Genomic DNA, 25799 nt, shown 5'->3' with positions numbered 1-25799 from the left:
ATTTGTTACTCACAAAACTGGCCCCTGCTTAATTTGACGAGAACGCCCCGTAAGTCAGATTGGGGTGGTCATCTCCAGCTTGAATGGCTTCGATGAGGTCCTCAACCGCCTCAAGATCCGGCTGGTTGTTCAACTCGGGAGCTTCTACCAGACAAACCTCTTCGTCCCGATCACAATCACCCGAAGTTGCACCCGGTGCCGGGTCATAACTTCCAGGTTCCGTTGCCGGTCCCTTGCTGGGATCGTACGACCACATCGTGGTGCTTGATGTACTAAGAGCCTGCACCGCGGCTTTGCCAACGAACACTGTGAACGCCAGCAACAACGCTACCAAGGGTAGCTGCTTACTTAATTTAACCATAATTTACTCCTGTTTTAAAGAACATCACTTGGCGGGTTGCTTGCTCCCTTCAAACGGTTTGTTATTCCTGCCCTCCGGCAGCCGGTGAAGGCATCGTTTTATCGCTTTCCTCTTTTGGTTGTAAACCGCTCCGGGGAACATCGCTTCCCGCTTTGGTGATTGCCGGGTTAGCTACACCCAGCGTCCGTATACGGATATCGTTATATACCGTCAGCCATCGGCTGCGGCTTCTTTTTGTTTTGTTTTTATACTTCGGTGGTATAGCACCGCACCCACTGCTGCCAATGCCGCGAACCCCATGTTTACCCAGAAATGTGCCGTCCACGAAAGGCTGCTGAAGAGCTTGCCGCAGGCGCACACCACATTTCCATCAGGTTCCGAGGCCGCATAGGCGGTATAGCCGGCGAACGCCAAAAGCATCACTACCGAAGCCCAAAGGCCCCAGCGTCTTGTTCGCGGATAAACCAATAGTCCGGTTACGGCCAGTTCGCCGATAGGCAGCCCCCACTCCAATACCGCCTTTGCCCAGCCGGGGAGCGGTTGCTTGTATAGCTGGATACGGAATACCGTATGGTACCAAACTTTTTCGATGCCGGTATAAAAGAAAAGCATGGTGAGCAGAGCGGTAATGATGAGGATGTAATGTGTTGCTTTCATAACGCTAAGGAAAGGTGAAAAGCCGCCGATGTGGCTAACCGAAACGATCCCCGTGCAGCTATTTTTCCGGTGCCGGAAAAGCCTTTGTCTCTCGTTCGCGGTAGCGGAGCAGGTAGAACGCGGTGCCTTCGCCGCCTTCGCAACAAACGGCGTAGCGGAAATGCATTTCGTCTTTATGCAGCGCTTGTGAGATCCAGTGGAGGAGAGCCTCCAACCGTCCGGTCCAGTTGAGGTCATACACCCACAGGTCGATTTCCTCAGAAAGTGTTTCCTCAGGGCGGCCGCCCTCAAACAGGTTGGTCTGCACCCAACGCACGCGGTCCCAAGGGCCAAGCATTTCAAGCGCACCATCCAACGAGCCGGGCAGTTCCGCTTCGAGGTAAAAGGCGGCGAATAGGCCGTCCAGCCATTGCATCAGCACTGGATCGCGTACGACAGGGCAGCGCACATAGCGTACCGTTGAGCGCGCGTACCGCCATTCGACGGTGCCATTGGCCAGTGTGAGGTACGCTACGTGTCCATTGGTGTGGATGGGGTTGGAAAGCCGGATGATGAACGAGTCAGCGTCGGATTCCGCGGTAAGCCCGGGGCCAAGGACGGTGAACCCGGCGCCGATCAGAAACTCCGTGCTGGCATGGTTCAGTTGGAGGTACTGCCGGAAATGCGCCAGCATGGCTGGCGTGGTGGCCGGAATAAGCTGGATTGCCTCTGCTTTGGCCGCGATGTCTTTTGACTTGATGGTGGTGATATCTTTTGCTTTGTCCATAAAAGCAAAAGTAGCCCACCCACGGCCGATCGGTTTGCTAGTTTGTAAATTCCAACATTGCTATTTTGTAAACCCCGCTACATCGAATGGAAAAATGCTTTATATTAGCAGCGAAACCGTCATTGAATTCCTAAAGTAATGCGCTTGAGGTATGTATGTATTGCTGCTCGAAAAGGGGGTACGCTTACTTCATCGCGATGAAAACGAACTAATTATTTCAAATGAAAACCCGTAACCTTCTAATTACGTTGGCGGTGGTAGCCACCGCTTCACTCTCCGGCTGTAAATTTGGCCGCTTTGTATGGTTCAACTTTGCAGATATCAACGATCACAAAATTTTTCCCGCACGGGAACTACCAGCCTCCGCCGATCCGTTCGTGTTTTATAAACCGGAGCAGGAAATAGAGCCAGAGACCATCACCTATCGCGACGACGAGGTAGCCTTCGATGATTTCCTCCAGCAAACGGAGTCTGTCGCTTTCCTCATTATCCGCAACGACAGCATCCTCTACGAGCGGTATTTCGACAACTACAACGACGCTTCCATCGTGCCGTCGTTTTCCATGTCCAAATCGGTGCTTTCCATGCTTATCGGCTGTGCCATTGATGACGGGCTGATCGGCTCGGTGCACGATCCGGTGAGTAGGTATGTGCCCGAAATGGCTAAAAAGGGCTTCGATAGGGTAACCATAGAACACCTGCTACAGATGACCTCGGGCCTTAAATTCAACGAAAGTTACCGCAATCCCTTCGGCGAGGTGGCCACATTCTATTACGGCCGCCGCCTGCGCAAAAATACCGCCAAGCTGGAGCTGGAGGCCGAGCCGGGTACACGCTTCGCGTATGCCAGCGGCAACAGCCAGGTGCTGGGCCTGGTGCTGGACCATGCACTCGGCGATAAATCCATCACCGAATACCTCCATGAGAACATCTGGCAACCAATTGGCATGGAGTACGATGCATCGTGGAGTGTCGACCGCCAAAAAGACGGCATCGAAAAAACATTTTGCTGCCTGAATGCGCGGGCGCGCGACTTTGCCAAGCTGGGGCGGCTATACCTCAACAATGGCAATTGGCAGGGTAAACAGCTTGTGCCGGCCGACTGGGTGGCGCAGTCTACCCGGGTGGATAGCGCCGGCGGCAGCAATAAGCACTACCAGTACCAATGGTGGCTGCCCACGCTGGATGGCGATTTTCTCGCGCAGGGCATCCTGGGGCAGTATGTTTACGTGAATCCGGCAAAGAACCTCCTCATCGTACGGCTGGGGCATAAAGTGAATGTCAGTTGGTTTAGGGTGTTCGCGAACCTCGTGAAGGAGTATTGATTACCAAAGCAGGTTTACGTCGTATGGCGGGAATTTTTCGTCCTGGGCAGCAGAAGATTCATTTGGTATAATCTTCGAATCCCGGTAGGTGGGCGTCAAAATTTGACTTCATCGCAACCAATCCTTTGGCCTTACCTGCGACCCTTGGTCTGGCTTTATTTTGTTTAGTTTTCGGTTTATGCTTTTTAGAAATTGCTGACATAAGTATAGCCTGATAATCTACTAGGCTTTTCCCGGTTTGGGCAGTCCCACCCTTTCCAAGGTTTCATTTGCCTGTTTGAGTTTTTCAGGAAATAATACCTTGCCTTGAAACCGATCAAGCTTTTTGTCGATTTTCACGATAGGTGTTTTTGTTTTATTAATCTGCTCAAGCTTCATAATTAATAATTGGTTAGTTCGATATAAGAGCAAATATAGGTATATTCAAGCACTATGTGAACTTTTTCCTACGATAAGGTATCGCTTCCTCCGCCGCCTCCCTCGCTTCACTAGGCGACATACCGTAGTATTTTTTGAACTGATGGTTGAAGGAAGTCTGCTCGCTATACCCCAATCGGTAAGCAACGGCGGCTGGCGGCAACTTCGCTTCGCGCAAGAGCCGCAACGCCTCTTGCATAACCTGCTCCACGATATAGACTTGATGGATTGTGCCGTCGACTCGCGAAAGCGGCTGTGCAGTAATTGGCGCGAGCGGTTGAGGTTAGCGGCGAGCCTGTCTACGAGCGGATAACGCTCTGCCTCGATTTCTTGCTGCACACCCAGCTTGATGGCATCAACGAGCGTTTGGTGGTGTTCCGCTGTGGTAACGAGCGGTGCGGGAGCTGCTGCGGGCACGGCATTTCGCGCCCGGTGCAGATCGTGCAGTTGCACCGCAAATCCGTCGATCGCGTGATCCAGCGATAGGCCTTCCTTCGGTGGGAGGCTGAGCAGGCCGGTGACCGTCATCCGCGTCAGCGGATCCAAAACGTAGGGCGGAGACGCCTTACACGTCCGCGGCCGCTGGAACCCGGGCACGGGCTGCCGTTTCTGCCACCGGCGCTCCACGGCGATGCCCACCAACAGGTGGCGGCCTTTGCCAAGCACCATCCGGCCGCCCTGCTGTGCGGGTGCGTACAGCAACGCGTATTGGTCGGCTTGCAGCACCAACGGCGGGCTGGCCCCGCCCGATGGCCGGAAGGCCACGTTGCCGTGGAGTACATACAGACGGTGAAGGTCAGCATGCAGGCTCTTTACCGGGAAGCTGACTTCATCGGCGAGTACCGAGGCTTCAAGCACGGAGATAAACGTGTGCTTGCCATCGTGTGTCTCGTGGATGAGGTTAAACGCGCCGTGATGCCAATAGTGCTTCTTCGTCCGCTTTTGATCGCCATAAGCGAGCGGGTAGGCAGGCCGGAAGGGCGGCCGCTCTACTAGGGTGGCCTCGGGGTAGGCAAGCCGGATACGGAGGGCATAGGAATCATGCATCTCGCGCCTCCTCGCTTGCGTGCGTTGGCCAGGCCGTTGCCCGATGGTCCGGTAAGGGCGCGGCGGCTTGGCCATTGGATACGGATGGGTATGGTGAGCGGTCTGTTTGCAGGGTCAATAAGCCGTCTTCCAGCAGATACACCTCGTCTGCCAACGGCAGGCAGCCTGGGCTGTGGCTGATCCATAGGATGCTCATTCCCGCTGTTTTGCGGCGTAAGAGCAAGCGATGCACACGGGCTTCGGCCGCGGTATCCAGCGCAGCGGTGGCCTCATCCAGCAGGAGCAACTGCGGCTGCCGGTACAGGGCACGGGCCAACGCCACGAGCTGGCGCTGGCCGCCGCTGAGTTGGCACCCGCCCGGGCCCAGCGGTGTATCCAATTGTTGCGGCAACGCGTGGATGAGGGGCATCAGGCCCAGCGCATTACACAGCGTTTCGAGCCGCCCGAGGTCTGGCGTTTTGCCGAGGCAGATGTTGGCCACAAGCGTATCGTCAAACAGCTGGATATGCTGGGGTACGACAGCGATGTGCCGGTGCAGTGTTTCGCGGCTCACCAGCTCCAGTGGATGAATACCCAGTTGAATATGGCCGGTATCGGCGGTATATTGGCGCAGGAGCAGCGAGAACAGGGTGCTTTTCCCAGCGCCGGAGGCACCGCGTATGATGGTAAGGGTGCCGGGCGAAAGGGCTAATGATGCGCCGGACAGGATTTCGTTCCCATGGCTGTAGGAAAAGCGGACATCGCCGAACTGTATAGGGAAAATACGATCGGGCTCAAACCGGGTGGCGCCTGGTGGTTCGGCCGCAGGGATGTCCAACAGACCGTAGAGCCGCTCCGCGGCAATGCGGGCTTCCTGGGCGTGCCTGGCCAGCGGCATGAGCTGGGCGGCGGCCGCGCTGAAGTATCCGCTGAGCGTGTAGAAGGCCAGCAGCTCGCCGAGCGACAGCCCGCCACCCAGCACCACCGCACCGCCGCCCCACAGCAGGGCCAATGAAAAGCCTTGGGCCAGCAGGGAGGTTGCTTCCTCGCTCCAGATGCTCACGCGCCGTGAGGCGTATGCGGCTGAGAGGTAGTCATGGATGCGGGCATCCAGCTGCCGGCCATGCAGGCGCTCGGCGCCCAGCTGCTTGATGGTGGCGATGGCACCGATGCTTTCGGTAAACTGCGCGTCCAGCGCGGCATCGCTGACCAATAGCTTGCGCTGGGTGGTGCGGTGAAGGGCGTTGCTGAGTGCATAAACCCCGGCATAGGCCAGGATGCTGAGCAGCAGCCACAGCGCCAAAGCAGGATGGCTGGCTAATGCGATGAGCAGCACGGCAACCAGCGCGAGCGCGGGTACGCCCGACTGGATGAGCAGGTCGTTGGCGAAGTGGCGGATGAGCAAGATATCGCCCATCCGGGAGAGCAACTCGCCCGGTTGCATGCTGTTGAATACGGTTTGGGGCAGTTGCAGCAGGTGCTTGCAGTAGGTACGCATCAGGCGGCCATCAATACCCCGTGCAGTGCGCAGCGTGATGGTTTTGCGCAGGGCGCTGGCGACAACTTGCAGCGACAGCACCAACGCGAAGATCAGCCCCAGTTGGTGCAGGGTGTGCGGTTGCCCCTCGGGTGCGATGCGATCGGTAAACACCTTCACAAACAGCGCGCCCGCCATGGCGAGTAGCGTGGCCAGTAGTGCTAAGAAAAGCCCGCGGAGCAGCTGGCGCCGATAGGGCAGGAGCAGTTGCCCGATGCGCCGCCACGTAGTGGGGGAGGGGCTGCCTGCGTCGGTGAAGAATGCCGGGCCGGGCAAGAGCAGCAATGCTGCACCGCTCCAATAGGCGCTGAACCGTGCTACCGGCCAGCGGTGCCTGCGGCCGTCGGCGGGATCGAGCAGGGTCACCGTGCGCTTTCCTACGCGGGTAACGACTACAAAATGGTGGCCGGTATCGGCATGGTTGAGGTGCACGATGGCGGGCAGCGGGGCTTGCGATAAACCGTTGATATCACCGCTCACGGCCTCGGCCTGGAAGCCCAGTTTGGCAGCGGTAAGGTGCAGGTCTGTGAGGGTAACGCCTCCCGCGTCCGTACCGGCCAGCACCCGCACATGGGCCACGGATAGGGGCTTGCCATAGTGGGTGGCGATGCCGGCCAGGCAAGCGGCGCCACAGTCGCTGCGATCGTGCTGGCGAATAGTTGTCATGTGTTTGTTACAGTTGGTGTTTGGTATTCCTGGACGGAATCGATTATTTTTGAGTTGATTTTAGTTACGATTAATTAACCAATCAGTCCCTAGGCTGACCTAATCGACAAGCTATGATTGCTCCCTTACATGTGGCGCCGGTAGCGTATCTGATTATTACTGCTGTCTGTATGGTGAGCGTTTTTGCGCTACGAAACCGGTCATTCTTTGAAGCATGTCGCATGCATCCATACGCGCTATACCGTGGTAAGCGGTTGGCTACCGTAGTTACCTCGTTGTTTGTGCATGTCAATGAAAAGCATTTGCTGATTAATGCAGGTTTGCTTTTTTTGGCGTTGCCGGAGGTTGAATATATGCTGGTGGATGACTTTGGCGCTTTAATGGGGCGGCTGTTGGTATTGGCGTTCATCCTGTTTTCAGCAGCGTTTGCGGGGCTGTTTACGGCAATCCAGCACCGCAGCAACGCACGGCATCGGTCGGCTGGGGCTTCTGCTTTGATCATGGCCTTGGTGTTGTTTTTTCTCATGTATTTTCCGGTGGAGCCGCTTAACGTAGGCCCATCCATTCTTCCGCTTTGGCTGCCGATGTGGTTGGCATTGGGCATGATTGTATTTATGTTGTTGTTTGCGCTACTTAAAATCCCAGCGGGCGCCATACACTTATATGGCGCGCTCGCGGGGATCCTGTTTGCCTTTGCCGTGAGGCCGCAGGCGGCAATTGAGATTGCTGAAATCATTTGCCCGCAGTGGAAACTAGAAAAAGGCAATGATGAAACCCCCTGGTACAAGCATGCCAGCGAGCATCCCGTAGACGGCCCGGTTGAGGAATGCCCCTTCGCGCCTTTTGCCGCCTTGGATGGCGTCTGACTGATCGGTGTGCAAGCGGTTCATCCCCTGGGGGATCGCTAATGGTGTTTGATGAATGGTGTAGATAAGCATAACGTGTTTGTTTAGCGTACTTCCTGCATTGGAAGACGGGCCTAAACTCTGTTTTATGATTGTAAATACCTAATAAACAGCATATTGTATAAGTGGCACTTATATTTTTAGTGTGTTGCTTTATTTTTTAGTTAATTGGCATGAATTTTAAGGCAGACAAATTAGAACTGGCGACCCGGGTTCTCAAAGCACGTTTAGCGAAGGGATTGACGCAAGCGCAACTAGCGGAAAAAATCCGCTGTACGCAATCTGCCATACACCAAATCGAAAGCGGTAAAGTGTTGCCCAAACAGGAAACCCTATTTAAACTCGGCAAAGCATTGGATGTGCCGGTCGGCAGGCTTTATTCGGATACGGTTCCCAACCGCATCCTGGGCCAGTCCATGTTGGGGGTATTGTGGATCCGCATCCATTACTGGTGGTATCGGCGCAAGCGTAACATTCCCGCCAGTGGCTAGTCTTAATCTTCGTATTTACTAACTGATTCATTAACCATGCCATCCCATTCCGGGGTAACGGGTGTCTTGGGGGCCGGAGCGGTCCATGGCCCCAAATCCGTTTCCATGGTCCGGTCGGCTGGTGGTGGCTTTAACACATCTCCTAATGTTAAAGCAACTTGAGCGCTGCGAAGCACACCTGGCTTCCATCGACGGAAAGCTGAGCGTTATTGCCGAGTATTACCTGAAAATGACGCAGGGCGCCGTCATTGAAACACCTGCTGCCCCCAGCCCTGGTCCGGTTTACCGCGATACGGAATATACGTGCGACCGCGTGTGTATCAGCGAAAGCACACTGCTTCGCTGCCAGCGGCGCGGTGAAATCACCGTGGCTACACGGGCCAAGCGCAAAAAATATTTCTTGGATAGCGATGTGGAACGGCTGCGCAAAGAGTATTGGGGAATAGATGAATGATTTCGGTTATTCCCTTCACAATCCCGTCACTTTCCCGATGGAACCCCGTCAGAACTCCGTCAATCGTTCCGGGGGACTGGTTTTTTGGTTTTGGGCGTGTTACGTTTGCCTCATGATCATCGCGTACAGGTAGCGCGAACGATCTATTGATGTTAAATAGGTTTTTTTTTAAATTCAAAAATGGAGGTCTTTATGCAATCAAACCCTTATCTCTCGTACCCGAAAAAGGAAAGCACCGTGACGGAAGCCGTGCTTCCGTTGCTCAACCTGCTTGCCGAGCTGCTCAAACGGCTGCTGGCGGGCTTGGGCAATCCGGCCCATCGGCATGGGCTATTGCTACCCGAGGAAGTAACCATGATGCTGCGCATCAGCATCCGCACGCTGCGGCGCTACAACGAGCAGGGTATCCTGCGGCCGCTCAAGATCGGCGGCATGCGCTACTACCTGATGAGTGACATCATCGAGTCGGGCAGGGCTAGCGGCATCAGCTGATCGACGCCCGGATGATAGAAGCCTGCCGCACCGTAGGGGTGGCAGGCTTTTTTTTACCTCAGGCCTACCGGTTTCCTACCATAGGCTTAGTCTTCGCTTACTACTGACTTACCCTTCGCTTACCGCTGGGCTACCACTTCCTTACCATTTCCTTACCATTTCCTTACCTCCGGCTTACCATTCCTTTACCATTCCCTTACCATTTCCTTACCAAATCTTTACCAAAGGGGTAGGGGAAAGGTAGCGAATGGGTAAACGAAGGGTAGGGAAGGTATAGCAGGGTGCTTATTCGATGATACGAATTTGTTGGGCACGCAACTACTTTTGGTCATTTCCGGTCATTTCCGGTCATTTCCGGCCAGCCGCGGCCAATGCCGGTCACCAGGTTTTTCCCACCCTTTTCGCATCCGATGTTTGCTTCCGGAAACGGCATTGTACCGGTACGAAAACGGAGTAACGAACGCCAGCTGCCCCGCCGATTCCGGCAGCAGGCACAGGATAGAAATTTTTAATTAAGAAGTATTATGGGAAGTTTTAACAGGGGAATCCACGGCGGATTCTCGGGAAAAGTAGGAAACGTGGTGGGCGCCCACTGGCGCGGCATCGATTACATGCGCAGCCTGCCACGGGTAAACAAGGGCAGGCCGGTCACCGAAGAGCAGCTGATGCACCGCGTGCGGTTTGCTGCAGCGGTGGTGTTTGCCAAGCCGATTAGCTACGTATTTAACGTGGGCTACGGCAAGCTGGCCAAGCAGAAGCTCACGGGCTACAACCTGGCTGTGCGGCAGATTTACAAGGAGGCCATCGTTGGCGAGCACCCCGACGTGTCGATAGACCCGGCGCTGGTGCGCATCAGCGCGGGCGACCTGGTGCGGCCGCACAACCCGGCAGCGGAGGCATTGTCGGGGCAGGTGCTGCGTGTGTCGTGGATTGACAACACGAAACCACGCACCAAATCGGATCACAGCGACCAGGCCATCGTGGTAGCGTACAACGCCACCAAGGCGGAATACCAGTACGACATCGGTAGCGCCAAGCGCCTCGATGGAGAGCTGTTGCTGGAGCTGCCGGATTATTTCGCGGGCGATGAGGTGCACGTGTATCTGGGCATGGTGAGCAAGACGGGCGGCATCGCGTGCAACAGCCTCTACCTAGGCACGGTAACGGTGGCTGCAGGGGAACCCGAACCGGAGCCATAACCGGACGTTGGGTTCAATGCCGCGGGGCGGGGAAAGCCCCGCGGCTTTTTCTTCAATCCATAACTGTTGAAAAATGCAAAACCAAAAAAATACGAAGGACACCTTGATCTGTCTCAACCCGACCAGCAATGCGCGGAAAGCCATGTGCATAGATGGATTCGGGAAAGATCGGTAAGTCATCGGGAATTAAGGGTAACAGGTATGTGGCCATACCCGGCTACATTTGCTACATAAGATAAAGGAGATTATTATGCGTAACAAACAACTAGTCGGAGTGTCGATGATTGCATTACTAGCACTGCTCACATCGTGCAGGAAAGGTGGCGAGGACATGACCGGAACTAAGACAACGATTACGGTGGAAAACGTATTGGATTCGCGGCCGCTGGTGCAATCCGGCACGTTCCAAAACAGTGGGGAAGTGCCCGTTATTTTGCCGGGTGAAGCGGTTTCTTTAGCGTTTTCAGCAGCGAAAGGCCAAGCGGTAAGCTTTGCCGCGATGTACGGATGGTCAAACGACCTGTTCTTTGCACCTGCAAACCCGGGCATTGCCTTGTACAGCGAAGACGGGATGCCGATGGAGGGGGATGTTTCATCAGCGATTAAGCTGTGGGACAATGGCACACGCATCAACCAGGCACCCGGCGAGTCGGTAACCCACCCGGGCATGGCCGAAAGTGCGCCAAAGCCCGTAATGGAGGTGAGCGGAACAGACGAGCAGGGAAATAGCTACGCGCAGGCGTCGACAATGCTGAAAGCCACGCTGAAGTATGACGGCAATTCGATGTTTACGCTGACCATCACCAACATATCTGGTAATACGGCGAATGCAACCCCCTTCAGCCCTGGTGTATGGGCAATCTCGTACATTGCCGGGGGCGACCTGCTGAGCCCAAACCCGCTGTATGAAACGGATAAGCCCACTGCAAACGGCCTGACCGAGCTTGCCGAAATGGGCGACAACAGCGTGCTGGGAAGCCACCTGGCCGAGCAGACCGGGATCTTCACACCGCTTTCGCCGATTTTGGTGGTGGTTTATCGTGGTTCGGAGAATCCGCTGTACAAAACCGGTGAGAAAGATCGTGGCAAGGGATTGAAGGCACTGGCGCAAACGGGCGATGCATCGATGCTGGCAGCTTACCTGAAAACGGTGGATGGCGTGCGCGAGGTGTACGTATTGCCTGCGGAAAATACGACGGTACTGCTCCCCAAAATCGGCGACCAGCCGGGAAGCCGCGTTTCCCAACAGCTGCAGGTAGCCAAAGGCGACCGCTTGGCCATCGCAACCATGTACGGGTTTTCGAACGACTGGTTCTTCGCATCCAAGGATAATGGGGTAGATGCGATGCAGAAAGGTGACGTATCGGCATCCATCGGGCTGTTTGACAATGGAACGGCGGCCAATCAGTTTCCGGGTGCAGGGATTACCCAGGTTAATTTGGCGGGTACGCCATTGGAGGAAAGCAAGGCCATTGAACCGGTGCCGAATCCGAATGCGTTTACCACGCTGCCCGGAATCAGTGATATGTTGAATGTAACCCTGCATTAAGATGATCAGACGAGTTGGTATACAGAAAATAGCGGTATTGGCGATAGCCTTGCTAGCCGTGATCGGTGTGCATGCGCAGCAAGTGGGGCAGCAGGTGGTGCAGCGACCGGAAGATATCAGCCCGCTGCTGTACGGCGAAAAGATACCCCAAGCGACATTGCCGGATGCTTCGGGCAAGGAGGTGGATCTGGTCGGCGCCGTGGCGGCCAATCCTACCGTGCTGGTTTTCTACCGCGGGGGTTGGTGCCCGTATTGCTCGCTGCAATTGGCGGGGTTGCAGGAGGCCCTGCCGGAACTGGAAAAGCTGGGCTATCAGCTGCTGGCGATCAGTACCGATAGCCCGAAGAAACTCCGGGAGTCGGCCACGAAAGAAAAACTAAGGTATACCTTGCTGTCTGACGCAGACCTGGAACTGGCCAAGCGGTTTGGCATTGCCTATAAAGCGCCGAAAGCTTATTGGGGCATGCTGCCGAAGACCACCGGCGGCAAGAATACCGAATTATTGCTTCCGGTGCCGTCGGTGTTCATCGTTGATCAAGCGGGCATCATCCAATTTGAATACATCAATCCGGATTTCAAGCAACGGTTGAGTGCAGCGTTGCTGTTGGCAGCAGCCAAAAGTGTTAGGGACGAACGCTAACGTAGCAAGGCCGTTCCAATTTCGGCACGGCTGTTGACGGAGTTTCCGCTTACCGTATTAGCTAAAGGATGACAAAGGAATACCTGGAAGAAACGACAGACGGACGCTTTGTAATGCACAGCGGCAACAGCTCGTTTTCGGGACGGGGCCTAAGCAATCCTGCACCGTATCCCATTAATACCTTTGTTTTCAATAAAGGTAAGGAACAGCAAGTGGTCATCGATGAAATTCCCTATACGATGCCCGCACAGAGTCTCCTGCCCCTGGTATCCAACCAGCATTTTGTATTTGAGCGTCCGGAAGCGCTGGTTGCGTGGCAGTTTAACCGCGAATTTTACTGCATTGTTAACCACGACGTCGAAGTGGGCTGTGTTGGCTTTCTGTTTTACGGCATCCACCATCCGATGTTTATCCGCTTGAATGCGGACGACGTAAGTGATATGACCTACTTGGAAAGTGTTTTTTCAAGTGAGCTGGTGCTCCGGGACAATTTTCAGGGCGAAATGCTCCGAACATTGTTGAAAAGGATGATTATCAAAACGACACGGATAGCGAAACAGCAATGCGAAAGCTACCGGCAGTTTCCGGATGAAAAAATGGACCTGATCCGCAAGTACGCGCTGCTGGTGGAAACGCATTTCAGGCAGGAGCATGAGGTTAGTTTTTATGCGGAAGCATTGAACAAGGCGCCCAAGACGCTCAGTAACGTCTTTGCGTTGTTGAAACAACCCGCGCCTTCCACCGTAATCCGCGATCGGATTCTGCTTGAAGCCAAGCGGTACCTGTATTATACCGACAAGTCTGCCAAGGAAATTGCCTATGAGCTGGGTTTTGAAAACCCGGCTCATTTCAGCAGGTTTTTTAAATCCAATGCCGGAAAGAATATTTCGGATTTTAACAAAAAACGATCGCCTGATGGCTAACACGTGTCTCTCCGCGTTGGATTCCATCGGTGCCGCAGAGAGCTTTGCGGTAACGCTGCCACCGCAAGCAGGAGGTGGTAGCGGCTAAGTGCTGATCAAATTTCGCAGATCGAAAGTCTTCCAAACCTCCCTATCATCGTTTTGATACATCGAATATCGAATGCTTCCGTCCCCTTTGATGGCAACCTTGGCGTAACCGCAGAAATCGGCGTATTCAAAAAAGCTGATGGAGGGCTTTTCCCTGTTGAGAATGGCTTTTCGCAACGCCAAGCTTTCCGGATGGAAATCAGGTTCGAGGTCAACCAGGTGTTCGCCATACCGGTCGATGCCTTGAAGGTGGTCTTTTACCGTGGTTTGCGTAGGATCGATAACACTGCCCAGGCAGACCTGCGTAATGCTGCCTTGGTTCCCATCGCGCTTCAGCACGCAGGTTTTGTGCAGGTGGGCACAAAAAACAATTGCTTGATGAGCAGCGAGCAAATCAAGCAGCTCCTTCCGGTACGATGCTTCACTTTCCTTTGAAAACACCGTCCAGGTGGATCGGGCATTGAATGGGATAACCGGCATATGTACCAGAAAGATCAGATTCTTTTCCCGCAGCTGCTTCAGGTCTTCCCGGAGCCAAGCCAGGCTTACTTTGGCCCGGTAACAATCGAAGAAGACAAACCGGGTGTCGTGGTGTACGAAACTGGTACACGCGGAATCGAGCTTTTTACCGTGCAGACTGGATTGCCAGGGCAACACCGTCTCATCAAATACCTCGGCGGCACCTGCTCCGGTGATATCGTGGTTGCCTTTAATGACATAGAAGGGGCGGCCGAGCCGCTGCTTGTTGATCAGTTCGATGAACTCCGTGGCTTGGAGCCGGGCTAACGACTTGGAGCCACACAACCCTTCCAGGAAATCGCCCAGTTGGATATAGAAATCCACACCGCTGGCTTTCCCTTCGCGCTTCACTTTTTTCAACAGCGACGGCAGGTAGCGTTCGGTAACCATGGAGTAATTTTGGATTTGGCGGATATCATTCGGGTACCGCGCCTTTACATATTCCATATCGTGATGGCTCAGCTTGTCGAAGTGGAGGTCGCCCAGCAGCATAAAACTGAAGTCCTTCCGATTAACCGGTTGTGCAAACGTAACGTTATGGGTGTATGCGTATGCCGCCAATAAGCTGCTGCTCGCTATAAATTTCCGTCTTGAAATGCTATTTTTCATCGTCTATCTGTTTATTGTGAGAGTTGCTCCCGCGTGATGCGCAGGTACGCATCGCCATAAGGCGATTTTTGTTCGATGCCTGTACGGTTGGCTTGATTGTTCCACGAATTGATCAGGATGATCGGCGTGGCTGTCAGGTTGCGTTTGGCAACGTTGCATAAGTCGGCGTAAAACTCGGGTGTACGCTCCAAGTCGTAGATATTGCTGTTTGCATTGACATGTTTGTCATCGTATCCCGGAAGGATATTCGGAACGAAATCGACACCCCAGCCCGAGAGCGAATCCGTCCAGTTCTTCCAATTCATGTCAAGGAAGGAAGGGAAAAACTCCGATCGGTCGTAGTTGTTGGTTGCCCAATTGTTCAGCGTAACCGCATCCATGGCTTTGACAGCGGCAGCATAGCGCTGGGGCGGGATCCATCCGGTGGTGATTTCGCCAACGATGAAGCTTTCAAATCCGGCTTCCTGCAGGGTGGCTTTCAGCTCCTGGGCCACCAGGTTGAAATCGATACTTTGTGACTGGCTGGCCGACAGATTCAATGCATTAATCATGATCAGGGGTTTTCCGTCAATCTTGTAGTAGGCGTCTGTGCCAAAATACGTGGCAGCAAATGCTGCAAAATCAGCTTTGAGGGTCTCCAGTTTGGCCCCGGCCAACGGGGATCCGTTGGTCGCGTTTAACGAACCTAAACTGTAGTTGATAACCCACTTCACGCGCGAACCGTTGCGAGCCTCCAGTGTACGATCGATCGCTCCGGCACTGGCGGCCGAGGTATAAGGTAAAACGAAATAGTCTAATCCCGCTGCTTCGGCATCACTAAAACTCCGTTCGGCATCGGCTGCACTGATGCTGTCATATACGGTGTAATAGGCTCCTACGTGTACATCGCCGCCGAGTTCGGTTGGTGGGATGTCGTAGTCGAAATCGGGTATCGGCGTCGGTTCGTTTTTTTGGCATGCCGCCAATGCCAGCCCAACGGCCAGTGATGCGACTACTTGTTTTATGTTTGGTGTATTCATTTTTTAAGCGCTTAATAAGGTAAATAAGGGTTTTTACGGGTAGGCAAGGCAAACCACAGCTTCGTTTCCAGTCCGTCGTCGCCACCCAGTGCCGTTACGGCTTTCTGTACTTCAGAGCCGTTGGTGTTGTATTCATCGGAGGGGTAAGGCAGCCGCTGGGGCATGTATTTGTAATTTCCATCATAGGTGGCAAACTGGGGCTGGAATTCAAGCAATTGCGTCCTTCTTAACAACGCCCAAGCGTCAACGCCCTGCATCGGGAGCGCCAGCCAATGCTGCATGATGATTTGTTTCTTATAATCCCCTGCCGATATGGCGCTGGAACAGATTTGCAACCAATCTTTGAATTCGCTTTCCCTGCCCACGGTGTCGGCAGCGGTTCCCCAAGCGATGCCGGGCACCGATTTGTACTGCTGGGCTTCCTCGGCGCTTACACCAAATTGTTTCATGGAGGCATCGATGCCTTCATAGTAAAGCTGGTCAGCTGCCTCCGGCCACCATCCGTTGAGCGCGGCTTCTGCTTTCAGCAGGGCGGCTTCTGCATGCGAAAGGAACGTGTAATACGCATCGGCTTTGGAAAATACGTCGCCTATGGCCGAGTAATCCACCTGTTTTAAACCGGTATGTGGATTATCCTGCGGGTTGGCGGCAAATTCATTTCCTCCTCCGTAGGAGATGTTTTGCCCTACATACTGACCGGTATAAGGCCCTTGGGTTGCCGGCTTTGCCCAGACTTTCAACCGGGGATCGTGATAAGGTGCTGTGTGATAAACCAACGATTCGCCCAGTACGGGGATGGTTGCAATGTTGGCTTCGTAATTATACACGATCCGGTCGTACAGCGGGTTCCAATCATCGCTGGTGGTGCCCCATTTGGCTTTGGCCGTTTCTTCTTCCGATCCGATGAGGTACTGCCGTTGATCGTAAATCTCCGCGACGACCTGTTCGGCCAGTTCCGGATTGCCGTTTGGCGCTGGATTACTGATCCGCATGGCCAGTCGGAGACGGAGTGTCGTGGCGAACTTCTTCCATTTGAGCAGGTCTCCACCGTAAATTTTATCGGCACCGGGTGCAAAACTATCGCCATCCAGGTCAATTTGTTCGGCAAGCGTTTTCAGCTCTGCCAAGAGTAGGGTATAGGCTTCCTGCTCGGCGGTAAACGGCACATTCGGTTCGCCCAACAGTGCGCCCTCCATCGGAATTCCTCCCCAAATCAACAAGGTATTCGAAAATAGGTAAGCTTTCCAGATGTTGGCGATGACCACCCGGTTGTGGTACGAAGGGTCATCTTGGTATTCTTCGACAATCCGGTGCACCGGCTGCAGGGCATTGACGTAGGTTTGCCGCCAATACAGGTTATTGTCGGCATTGCTGTAGTTGAATCGCTGGAATTCTCCCTGGAATCCGGAGAAATGCTGGGTGTAATTGAAAAAGACTACCCGGTTCATGGATCCACCGTAGATATTCAGGGTGTTAAACACCGAGCCTGTAAACAAGAAATCCGGCTCGATCTTTACCGGCCCGTTAGGGTCGGTATTTATTGCGTCAAAATTCTTGGTACACCCCGCGAGGCCGACTACGGCCATAACGGCGATCAGGACGTTTATATGGATGTATTTGCTCATTACGTGATCTGTTTTTTGATTGTCCTTGCTTAAAATCCAATATTCAGGTTAAAGCCGTAAATGGAATTGGGGGGCAGCGAACCGTTCTCGATCCCCTGGCCATTTCCAGACGTTGATGTCGCTTCGGGATCGATGCCCCGGGGCGTGTTTTTATGGAGCACCCACAGGTCCCTGCCGGTAAGCGAAAACCGGGCGCTTCGGATGGGGAGTTTGTTTATCCATACCGCAGGCAGGTTAAACCCGAGCGAAACCTCCCTGAGTTTGACGTAGGAAGCATCGTACATCACGAACTCGGCATAATTCGGGCGGGCATACTCGTAGTTTTGCGGGCTCACATACCGGGTGTTCTTGGTGCCGTCGGCCTTGTAGGCATCCCATATGGCGCCGCCTGAAAGTTCAGACCCGTTTTCGCCGAAAATAACGGAATGCTTATAGTAATCGTCCCGGCCATATAAGGTCGCTTTGGCCACACCGTTCGTCAACATCGCCGAGATGCTTCTGGAGTACAGCATCCCGCCGTCCTTGATGTCGACTAGGACGCCCAGCGTAAAGTTCTTATACCTAACCGTGTTGGATACGGAACCCAGCCAATTCGGTGACGCCGTTCCGAACGCCATGTCGTTGTCCTTAACCAGCAAACTCCCGCCATCTTCGATCAACATCCGGCCTTGCGCATCACGGGCTACGCCAAGTCCTCTGAGGTAGGCATACGGTTTGCCCACTTCGGCAAAGACGTACAGGTAGCTGGAATAGTTATTCAGTTGGAACCGGTCGACGCCATCGATCAGTGAAACAACCTCGGAGTTGTTCTTGGCAAAATTCAGGTTCAGGTCCCAGGCGACGTTTTGTTTCCGGATGATTTTCGTTGAAGCGGTTGCTTCGAGCCCCCAGTTGCGGATTTCCCCTGCATTGTAAATGCGCCGTTGATAGCCGCTGGATGACGGCAATTGAGCAGTAACGATCTGGTCTGTCGTGGACGCGTCGTAATAGGAAACGTCCAGGCTTAGCCGGTTGGAGAAAAGCGCCAATTCGGCACCGACTTCAAACGATGCGGTCCGTTCCGGCCGGAGATTGGGATTTTTCATGGTGGTGGATACCTGCCCCACCGGCGCGCCGTCGAAGAACCCATTGAACGAATAGCTTTGCCCTAGATTATAGGGGCTAGTGTCGTTCCCAACAATGGCATACGACGCCCTTACTTTGGCGAAATTCACGGTATTGCCCTGGATGTTAAACAGGTCGCTTAATACCACCGAGGTACCCACTGAGGGGTAGAAGTAGGAATTGTTTCCTTGGGGAAGCGTAGAGGACCAGTCGTTCCGGCCAGTGATGTCCAGGAAAAGGTAATTTCTATAACCCAGTGATACGCTCCCGAACAACGAGTTCACCCTGCTCCGCGACTGGCGTTGTGAGGTGGTTGGGAATTCCTTGGCGTTCGAAAGGTTGATCAATCCAGGCTGAAGCAACGAATTGATCCTGGATTCCCTTTTTTCATAGTTCGAACCAAAGGTACTTGCACCCGCATTGGCCAGCAAGGAGATGTGATCGCCGAAGGTTTCGTCATATGATAGGATCCCTTCCAGGTTGTAGTTTTGCTGGTCTGTATTGAACGTCCGTAGAAATCCATCCGGGTTGCTGGCGATCGCCGATCCGATATTGTTAAACTCATACCCCTTCCACCAATAGCTATCGATACTTGCTCTGCCGACGAGCTTAAGCGCATCGTTGAAGATGATTTCCGGATTGATGGAAGCGATCAGCCGGTCTTTGGTGTCTTCATTCGGGTTTTCGTTGATCACCCAATAGGGGTTTGAAAAGTTGCGGTGGGTCCCGATTTCACGGCCCGTTATGGGGTCTTTATAGGGTACAAGTTCATCCAGTGATGTGGAACGTGCCATATGCGTGTAAAGGTTCGTGGGGTTCCGGCCGTTATTGTTGCCGTATTGCCGGTTGTCCACGTTTTGCCTCAGGAACGTGACCTTGGAATTCAGTTTGAAATGCTTGCCCACCACATTACTCATCTTAAGGTCTATGTTGCTTTTGGCGGCTTCATTAAACCCCCTTACCACAGAATTATTCCGGGTATCCGTAAAGGAAATCCGGTAGGCGGTACTTTGGCTGCTACCGCCCTCCATGGCCAGGGCATTGGTGAAAAGATAGGCATTGTCATAAAAATCCCTTACGTTGTCTGGCTGGGGCAGATAGGGTTTGAGTTGCCCGTCTATAGCGATGTACGGTTGGCCCATCATTGGCGAGCCCCAGCTTCGGTAGTTTACGGTAGCATGGGGAATCCGGTTCCGGTTGTCGATGTAAAACGAGGTGCCGACGCCATAGCTGTCTTGGTATTCGGGAAACTCGTTCAACACTTGCATTTGCCCCGAGGCATTGAAGGTAAACCGTACTTTCCCATCTCCGCTTGATTTCTTGGTGGTAATCAAGATGACGCCGTTTGCTGCCCTGGAGCCATACAAGGCTGCCGCGTTCGGACCCTTCAGCACCTGGATATCTTCGATGTCATTCGGATTGATGTCCGCGGCATTATTGCCGTAATCGAGCGCGCCGTCGCCGGGCGTATTATCCAGCGGCATCCCGTCTACCACGAAGAGTGGCTGATTGTTGCTGGTCAGCGAGCTGTTGCCACGGATGACCACCCTCGCTGATCCGGTATTCATGCCCGGGGGTACGATCTGGACACCGGCCACCTTGCCAGACAGCGCACTGATGAGGTTAGGGCTTCTGTTTTCGGTCAATGTGCCCGGATCGACGCGTTGTGTGGCATAGCTGAGTGAGCGGGCCTCCCTTTTGATGTCCAAGGCCGTTACGACGACCCCATCAAGCTCGATCTCGCTGTGCTGTAGGCCGATGTTGATGACCGATCGGCCTTGTACTTTTTCGGTCTTCGGTATCCTGCCTAAGAAGGATACCGTTATTTCGACAATCGGTTCATCCGCGCTTAGGCTGTAATGCCCCTGGTCGTTGGTAGCGGTTGAAACCTGTTTACCCCCGGCTGTGATCCCGGTTACGGAAGCACCTCCGATTGCCGCATTGTCCGGCAAACCGGAAACATAGCCTGTAATCCGCTGCTGTGGAAACGCAAATGCTGGAATAAGCAGCAAAAATAACAGTAGTTGTTTTCGCATCGTTCTGAATTTTGATTTTGAATTTTGACGCGAATAACGTGTGAAGGGGATAATTTCGGATTAATTCCGGGTTAATTTGGTTGGTAGAGGTATTTGATAACGAACAGTTAACAATAGCTTAACCCATTCCGTTGTTGGCAAGCGCGGGCTTTGCGCCCTTACCTCAAGCGTTTGGGACGGACGAAGACTTGATGAGCTGGTCGAACGTAAGGTGAAAGTCGATGTTGTAAATCAGCCGGTATTCCATGGCGAATTGTTCATAGCGTTTGAGTGCAAGCGAGTGTTTTCCCTGTTCTTTCAACAGTTTGCATTTCGCAAACAACGCCGTTTCATTCAACGGATCCAGGCTAAACAGCCGGTCAATCGCGCTTTCTTTGATGTCCAACCCTTGTGCCGGATCGGAAAGGATTTCCGAAAGTAGATCGACGAGCTGGTTGTTTATTTCCGATTTAAACCGGTCCAGCCAGTCAAAATCGGTATGTTCCAATAACCCGCCTTTAATTTCCTTCGCGACAAATTGCGCAAGCTTCGCCTCGCTGGCTGGCAAGCTCCTGTTGGCAATCAACCCGGTATATTCATTCAAGTCGATGTATACATCGTCCTCGATAAGCATACGCCAATTACCGCCATCCATCACCACGGAAAGCGAACCGACGTTATCCAACAAGTTACGAAGTTTCGCGATATTAACCGATCGGTTATTCTTGGCGTCTTTTTGCGTTTTGGAATGCCAGAGAATTTCATCGATCTGTTTGGAGGAAATGCCATTTTCCTTAATGGTATAAATCAGTATCAGTAAAAATAGTTCCTTGAGCAGTGGTGTAAATTGCCGGGTGAGGCTATCGCCGGCCGACTGTAGCTCAAAAGGTCCGAACAGGGAAACCTGGGTAGAATAAAGGACTTTCGAATCTGTTGCGGTATGCAGTTGGTCGGCTTTATTCAATTGCTTGGTTTTGGCCATTGCATAGCCAGTCACGCCTAGGCCCAATAAACCGAGAAGGATCCAATGCATCAGCCGTGGATTGCCCGATTGAGTGGGTAAGCCCGGCGGAAAGGCGAGCGTATAAGCGGCTATCTGCGTGGAATCGTTTTTATTTTTATACTGCGCCAGGGCTACTAGTTTGGTTTTGTCGCCATTCAAGAACAGGTCGGCGTGCGATTTGATATCTATAAACGTAAATGGGATATCGGAAGCAAGCTCATCGGGGGTTTCCTTTTGCCTATCCCAACGAATCAGGTTAAGGTTGGTGTGCTGTATGTAGTTGGAAAAAATTAATGCATAGAAATCGTTGCTTTCCGGAACATAGACCATCGAACTTGCAGGCACAAAATCCATGCGCTTGTTTTTTACGGTCTGGATTTTTTGGAAATCCAATTCGCCAAGTTTCGCACCGTACAATTCAAAATGATAAGCCGGACTGATCAACTGGCTGCCGGTTTCACTACCATACCCGCCATAGACGAAAATGGAGTCTTTTTCGATAGCCATCGCTGAAAGGTAGCGGGGTGTTATCCCGTTGTTTTTGTACACCGTCCAGCGCTTGGTGGGGAAGTGATAGCGCACCAAATCATTTTTATAGGAGAGCTGGCCGTAGCCGCCAAAGAAATAGGCGGCGCTGTCTTGCTTGGAAAAGGCATTTGCCGTTTGCCAGTTTACGGTCAATTTTGGATAATCCAAATCGCCCTTTTCCCATGCTCCGCTGATGGGATCTATCGCTGTGATGTACTGGTTGTCCAAGAAATAATAGTACAGCTTTCTGTCAATCGGGTTGAATAGCAGTCCAGCCCCGTCTTTAATCACATGCGGAGATGCGTAGGTTACCGTGCGGACCCTTTTGGTAAGGATATGATAGGTTTGCAGTCTATCGGCCGACAGAACGTAGATGACCCCACCGTCTGGATCAAAAGCGGTAACGGCCGCACCGGCCGATGCCGTCCGGAATTCTTCATGCCACAGGTGTGGGCTCGGCGTTATCCAAACGGGGTTCCGGACGGTGGCCTTCTTGTGGGATAATTCATCGTAAATGACGGCTCCATCTGAATTATTCAACGGCCAAAAGTAGGCCGTCCGATCGTCGATATTCAGCTTCACGTCTTTCACGATCATCGAAGGCACATCGTTCGATCGGTATTTGGGTAGATCGTTTGCGCCCATAACAAACGAAAAAGAGCGTAGCGCGATTTTTTTCTTAAGCGTATCGATGAAGTGTCTGTCGCCGATCTTTACCCGGATTTGCCCGCGTCGCAGGTTCATGCTGAAGGAAACGTGAGTCCACTGATTGAATAACTGAGCGGTATCGAGCATCAACCCGATGTCGGAAATTTCTTGGTCGAGAATGAGCTTGATATTCTTATTTCCGATTTTTTTCTGGTCATACAGCAGATCGATGTTGAATCCGCTTTCATTCAGCAGCCTGAATATGTAGCCATAGTAATCCCGCTGCCCGGGTAGCAACCGGAAATCGAATCCAATGTTCAAAATGCTGTTAACGGCCAGTGGCTTACCAACGGTAAAATTTACGCCCGTACGGCTATCCATTGGGTGCTCCTGGCCGTTGAAAATCAAACCATGTTCCTGCCCACGCACCAGGGCCGGAATAATCGCAATGAAGAAAATAAGTAACAACCTCACCAACATACCTCTGTCAAAACAACTGCAAATATACGACTACATAATGGCTGAAATGCGGCGGTTTGCCCCGTATGAGGTTAATAAATTGTTAGTATAAGATTATTATATCTTTAATATTAATCGTATTAATCCGCAATTAATCCAAAATTATCCACCCAAGGCTACTTTCGCAGCAGTTTTCAATATACGGATCAGGAAAAATCAAACGTCCGCTCATAAAATGAATAGCAGCACATCTTCAAAAAACATTAGTGATGAACATGACTAAGTGTATACTTTTTCAACTGCTCTCGCTGGCGGCGTTCGTGATGCTCGACGTGCGTTTCTTGCACGGCCAGGCAGATGCATTTATCGTCATGGGCGACCTGCATTTCGATAAATTTGAGCACCATGATCTGGATTACGTCCGCACGAGACCGCAAGACTATAAACAGATCATGAACGAATACCCGCAGTATACCGCGTTTTTTGTGCCTCATTTCCTCCGTGTTATAAAGGAACAGGCGGAAAAGCCAGCACACGGCGTTAAAGCGGTGGCCCAATTGGGTGACCTCGTGCAGGGTGTTTCCGGAAATGCGGAATTGGCGAGGAAAATGAATCGGGATGCCGTAGACATGATGCATGGATTGCACCTCGCCGTTCCCTGGGTACTGGTAAAGGGAAACCACGATGTAAGCAACTCTCCCGGGCAGCCGGAGGCATGGTCTGAGGTCATCCGGCCATTTATGGAAGGGCAGGTGAAAAAGGCGGTCGACAACGGCATGTATTCGTACTCGCTTTCCGAAGATACCGAACTGTTTGTCGCAGACCAATTTTTCAGTAAGGATCAAGGTCGTCCGGAGGAAGCGTTGCTAGCGTTTCTGGAGCACGAACTGAGCCGTTCGAAGGCGAAATTCAAGTTTTTGCTGACACACCAGCCCGTTATCCCGGTTACGGTAAGGTGCTGGCACCTGTTTAGCGGCGCGCGAAGGCCGGTAACGGGTCCGCATGTGCGGCAACGCTTCTTAGATTTGTTAGCGAAGCACAACGTGATTGTTTTGACGGCTCATCTTCATGAATATGCCATTGTATCGCGACGTACCGATTATGGGAATATCGTTCAGGTGATGATCAACAGTGTGAATCGTGATATGGCGCCTCCGCAACCGCAAAACGCGACAAGTGAATACAAAGGTGCTGGTTGGGTAGACGAAAATCCGCATTGGGAGCCGCGTACCGCCGGCCACCGGCGGTTGTTACTGGGCGAGGAGCAAAAACAAATCAACAGTTTTTACCGTGCCGATCTGCCTGGGTACGGAATCATTCACATCGCCAACGAGGTGGTGACGTGGAAGTTCTTCAATGGGATGAGTCTGGAGCCCTTCGAGGTGGTCAATCTGACGGAACTTCAAAATCACAGCAAATAAACCGCTCTGCCAAGCTTGACTTACACCACCAACCCCGTCACCACACCCCTAGTCGATGTTGAAGGCCTTCGTCACTTCAGCTAAATTATTTAAATCAACTGTAGGGTGCTGTGCGACCATCGCTTTCGGTATCCAAACCAACCGCAACGAAAACTCGCCTGCACTAAGGAATGGGTATGAGCTCGACGTAGAACCCTGATAGACGATTCCAAAATAATACGTGTTGAAAGAGGTCTTGTATACCATAGCGGTAACCATGCTCGCTGTTGGATTATTATACCAAGAGAACGGCAAGGTCATAGTGTTGCCACTGCTAAAGCCGCCAAAAATGGGCGCGTTTATCGGGGTAAGGTACGCCATAAATGCGCCGTCAAACCCCTCAGGTTCCAATACATAAGCCGCAGGTATCTGCATGGTGGCCGATCCGGCATATTGGCTAATCGCCGTCCGGTTGAATCGATAGGTGGAAGACAATACATTGGCATTGCCCGTTGCACCACGCGGTCCGGTAGCTCCGGTAGCGCCCCTTGGTCCAGTGGCTCCGGTAGCGCCCCGCGGCCCAGTATCGCCCTTATCCCCTTTGTCTCCTTTAGCCCCGCGGTCTCCTTTATCTCCCTGAATACCTTGCTCGCCTTGCGGGCCGACCGGCCCGGTATCGCCCTTTTCGCAAGAACTGATGCCAACGGCCAGCACAACAAACGCTCCGGCTAGCAATACGCATATCGATTTCAATTTCATTTGATGGTGAATTAATGATCGGTTAGTAAGTGGTTTGTTTTTTAATGTTTGATGAATTCGACCCGCCGGTTTTCCGCTTTGCCGGCAGGCGTACCGTTGTCTGCCACGGGAGCCTGCTCACCCTTGCCATCGGTTTTCAGCCGGTCGGGCGCTACGCCGTAGTGCTCGCATAAAACGGTTTTGACATGCGCTGCCCGCGCTTTGGATAACTGCAGGTTATGCGCGTCTTCACCATCGCTATCGGTATGTCCGATGATGGTGATGCCCAGTGTGGGGTTGTCGTTTAGAATGGCGGCGATTTCCTGCAAGACGCCCGCCGATTCGGCCTTGATTTCAGCAGAATTGGTGTTGAAGTAAATGCCCGTGGTGCTGAACCTGCCATTTTTCAGCAGTTGGCTGCGCGCGTCAAGCCCGGTTTCGGCAATGCGGAGGTTGGCGATGTAAAAACCGTCCTGGGGTGCGGGCAGGAGCTCGGCGGCCCGGAGGTGAAAATTGCTGCGTAGGTTAGCGGGTTCGAAGGCGCGGGGCAGGTCAAATAGCTTGGCCTGATCCATGTACAGGCGGATGCGCTGCCCGTTGACGGCGATGCTGACACGGACGGGTTTGCCGGCGTGCG

At 53.0% G+C, this 25799-nt stretch carries 24 protein-coding genes; 10 read left to right on the top strand and 14 right to left on the bottom strand.

Annotated elements, in window-relative coordinates; translation table 11 throughout:
• Positions 1-28: 28 nt before the first annotated feature.
• From ACFQRK_RS23165 to ACFQRK_RS23155, 3 genes are all read right to left on the bottom strand, one after another.
• Complete coding sequence (locus ACFQRK_RS23165) at positions 29-361, bottom strand: hypothetical protein (protein ID WP_379010732.1); 333 nt, start codon at positions 359-361, stop codon at positions 29-31.
• A gap of 210 nt (positions 362-571) precedes the next feature.
• On the bottom strand, positions 572-1018 hold the full coding sequence (locus ACFQRK_RS23160; protein ID WP_379010730.1) for a MauE/DoxX family redox-associated membrane protein: 447 nt from the start codon (positions 1016-1018) through the stop codon (positions 572-574).
• 58 nt (positions 1019-1076) lie between these two features.
• Complete coding sequence (locus ACFQRK_RS23155) at positions 1077-1784, bottom strand: hypothetical protein (RefSeq protein ID WP_379010729.1); 708 nt, start codon at positions 1782-1784, stop codon at positions 1077-1079.
• A gap of 221 nt (positions 1785-2005) precedes the next feature.
• On the opposite strand from ACFQRK_RS23155, the gene ACFQRK_RS23150 reads away from it, so the two are divergent.
• Positions 2006-3109 carry a serine hydrolase domain-containing protein gene (locus tag ACFQRK_RS23150; RefSeq protein WP_379010728.1) on the top strand — a complete coding sequence of 368 codons (1104 nt, stop codon included), beginning with the start codon at positions 2006-2008 and terminating at the stop codon, positions 3107-3109.
• A gap of 222 nt (positions 3110-3331) precedes the next feature.
• On the opposite strand, the gene ACFQRK_RS23145 is transcribed toward ACFQRK_RS23150, so the two are convergent.
• The 3 genes from ACFQRK_RS23145 to ACFQRK_RS23135 form a co-directional block, all read right to left on the bottom strand.
• Positions 3332-3487 carry a hypothetical protein gene (locus ACFQRK_RS23145; protein ID WP_379010726.1) on the bottom strand — a complete coding sequence of 52 codons (156 nt, stop codon included), beginning with the start codon at positions 3485-3487 and terminating at the stop codon, positions 3332-3334.
• Between the two features lie 52 nt (positions 3488-3539).
• Positions 3540-3725 (bottom strand): helix-turn-helix domain-containing protein, encoded by a 186-nt coding sequence (locus ACFQRK_RS23140; protein ID WP_379010760.1) that lies wholly within the window; start codon positions 3723-3725, stop codon positions 3540-3542.
• Between the two features lie 840 nt (positions 3726-4565).
• A complete protein-coding gene (locus ACFQRK_RS23135) occupies positions 4566-6755 on the bottom strand; it encodes a peptidase domain-containing ABC transporter (protein ID WP_379010724.1) in 2190 nt (729 codons plus the stop codon).
• Between the two features lie 113 nt (positions 6756-6868).
• On the opposite strand from ACFQRK_RS23135, the gene ACFQRK_RS23130 reads away from it, so the two are divergent.
• Positions 6869-7621, top strand: coding sequence for a rhomboid family intramembrane serine protease (locus tag ACFQRK_RS23130; protein ID WP_379010723.1), 753 nt, complete (start codon positions 6869-6871; stop codon positions 7619-7621).
• A gap of 212 nt (positions 7622-7833) precedes the next feature.
• Positions 7834-8151, top strand: a complete 318-nt coding sequence (locus ACFQRK_RS23125) for a helix-turn-helix domain-containing protein (protein WP_379010721.1) — start codon at positions 7834-7836, stop codon at positions 8149-8151.
• Between the two features lie 2 nt (positions 8152-8153).
• On the opposite strand, the gene ACFQRK_RS23120 is transcribed toward ACFQRK_RS23125, so the two are convergent.
• On the bottom strand, positions 8154-8288 hold the full coding sequence (locus ACFQRK_RS23120; RefSeq protein ID WP_379010720.1) for a hypothetical protein: 135 nt from the start codon (positions 8286-8288) through the stop codon (positions 8154-8156).
• Between the two features lie 8 nt (positions 8289-8296).
• On the opposite strand from ACFQRK_RS23120, the gene ACFQRK_RS23115 reads away from it, so the two are divergent.
• The 6 genes from ACFQRK_RS23115 to ACFQRK_RS23090 all read left to right on the top strand — a co-directional run bounded on the left by ACFQRK_RS23115 (position 8297) and on the right by ACFQRK_RS23090 (position 13408).
• Complete coding sequence (locus tag ACFQRK_RS23115; RefSeq protein WP_379010718.1) at positions 8297-8605, top strand: hypothetical protein; 309 nt, start codon at positions 8297-8299, stop codon at positions 8603-8605.
• A 192-nt stretch (positions 8606-8797) separates the two neighbouring features.
• Positions 8798-9097 carry a helix-turn-helix domain-containing protein gene (locus ACFQRK_RS23110; protein ID WP_379010717.1) on the top strand — a complete coding sequence of 100 codons (300 nt, stop codon included), beginning with the start codon at positions 8798-8800 and terminating at the stop codon, positions 9095-9097.
• Between the two features lie 524 nt (positions 9098-9621).
• A complete protein-coding gene (locus ACFQRK_RS23105; RefSeq protein ID WP_379010716.1) occupies positions 9622-10296 on the top strand; it encodes a DUF6266 family protein in 675 nt (224 codons plus the stop codon).
• 250 nt (positions 10297-10546) lie between these two features.
• A complete protein-coding gene (locus ACFQRK_RS23100) occupies positions 10547-11845 on the top strand; it encodes a spondin domain-containing protein (protein ID WP_379010714.1) in 1299 nt (432 codons plus the stop codon).
• 1 nt (position 11846) lies between these two features.
• Complete coding sequence (locus ACFQRK_RS23095) at positions 11847-12485, top strand: peroxiredoxin family protein (RefSeq protein ID WP_379010712.1); 639 nt, start codon at positions 11847-11849, stop codon at positions 12483-12485.
• A 68-nt stretch (positions 12486-12553) separates the two neighbouring features.
• Complete coding sequence (locus ACFQRK_RS23090) at positions 12554-13408, top strand: helix-turn-helix domain-containing protein (protein WP_379010710.1); 855 nt, start codon at positions 12554-12556, stop codon at positions 13406-13408.
• Positions 13409-13492: 84 nt separating this feature from the next.
• On the opposite strand, the gene ACFQRK_RS23085 is transcribed toward ACFQRK_RS23090, so the two are convergent.
• The 5 genes from ACFQRK_RS23085 to ACFQRK_RS23065 form a co-directional block, all read right to left on the bottom strand.
• Positions 13493-14623, bottom strand: a complete 1131-nt coding sequence (locus ACFQRK_RS23085; protein ID WP_379010709.1) for a metallophosphoesterase family protein — start codon at positions 14621-14623, stop codon at positions 13493-13495.
• Between the two features lie 11 nt (positions 14624-14634).
• Positions 14635-15642, bottom strand: a complete 1008-nt coding sequence (locus ACFQRK_RS23080) for a glycoside hydrolase family 99-like domain-containing protein (protein ID WP_379010707.1) — start codon at positions 15640-15642, stop codon at positions 14635-14637.
• A gap of 11 nt (positions 15643-15653) precedes the next feature.
• Entirely contained in the window at positions 15654-17267 is a 1614-nt protein-coding gene (locus ACFQRK_RS23075; protein ID WP_379010705.1) for a SusD/RagB family nutrient-binding outer membrane lipoprotein, read from the bottom strand.
• Positions 17268-17296: 29 nt separating this feature from the next.
• Complete coding sequence (locus tag ACFQRK_RS23070) at positions 17297-20407, bottom strand: SusC/RagA family TonB-linked outer membrane protein (RefSeq protein ID WP_379010703.1); 3111 nt, start codon at positions 20405-20407, stop codon at positions 17297-17299.
• 163 nt (positions 20408-20570) lie between these two features.
• Complete coding sequence (locus tag ACFQRK_RS23065; protein ID WP_379010702.1) at positions 20571-23039, bottom strand: hypothetical protein; 2469 nt, start codon at positions 23037-23039, stop codon at positions 20571-20573.
• Positions 23040-23299: 260 nt separating this feature from the next.
• Between ACFQRK_RS23065 and ACFQRK_RS23060 the strand changes: the two genes are divergently transcribed.
• A complete protein-coding gene (locus ACFQRK_RS23060; protein WP_379010701.1) occupies positions 23300-24445 on the top strand; it encodes a metallophosphoesterase family protein in 1146 nt (381 codons plus the stop codon).
• A gap of 48 nt (positions 24446-24493) precedes the next feature.
• Here ACFQRK_RS23060 and ACFQRK_RS23055 read toward each other — a convergent pair whose 3' ends face one another.
• A complete protein-coding gene (locus ACFQRK_RS23055; RefSeq protein WP_379010700.1) occupies positions 24494-25183 on the bottom strand; it encodes a hypothetical protein in 690 nt (229 codons plus the stop codon).
• Positions 25184-25224: 41 nt separating this feature from the next.
• On the bottom strand, positions 25225-25799 hold a 575-nt coding region (locus ACFQRK_RS23050; protein ID WP_379010699.1), incomplete at its 5' end, for an OmpA family protein.

This window comes from Parapedobacter sp. GCM10030251 (genome assembly GCF_042666505.1).
Classification (GTDB): Bacteria; Bacteroidota; Bacteroidia; order Sphingobacteriales; family Sphingobacteriaceae; genus Parapedobacter.
Note: the sequence above shows the minus strand (reverse complement) of the source record. Positions and strands in the feature narration are given on the sequence as shown.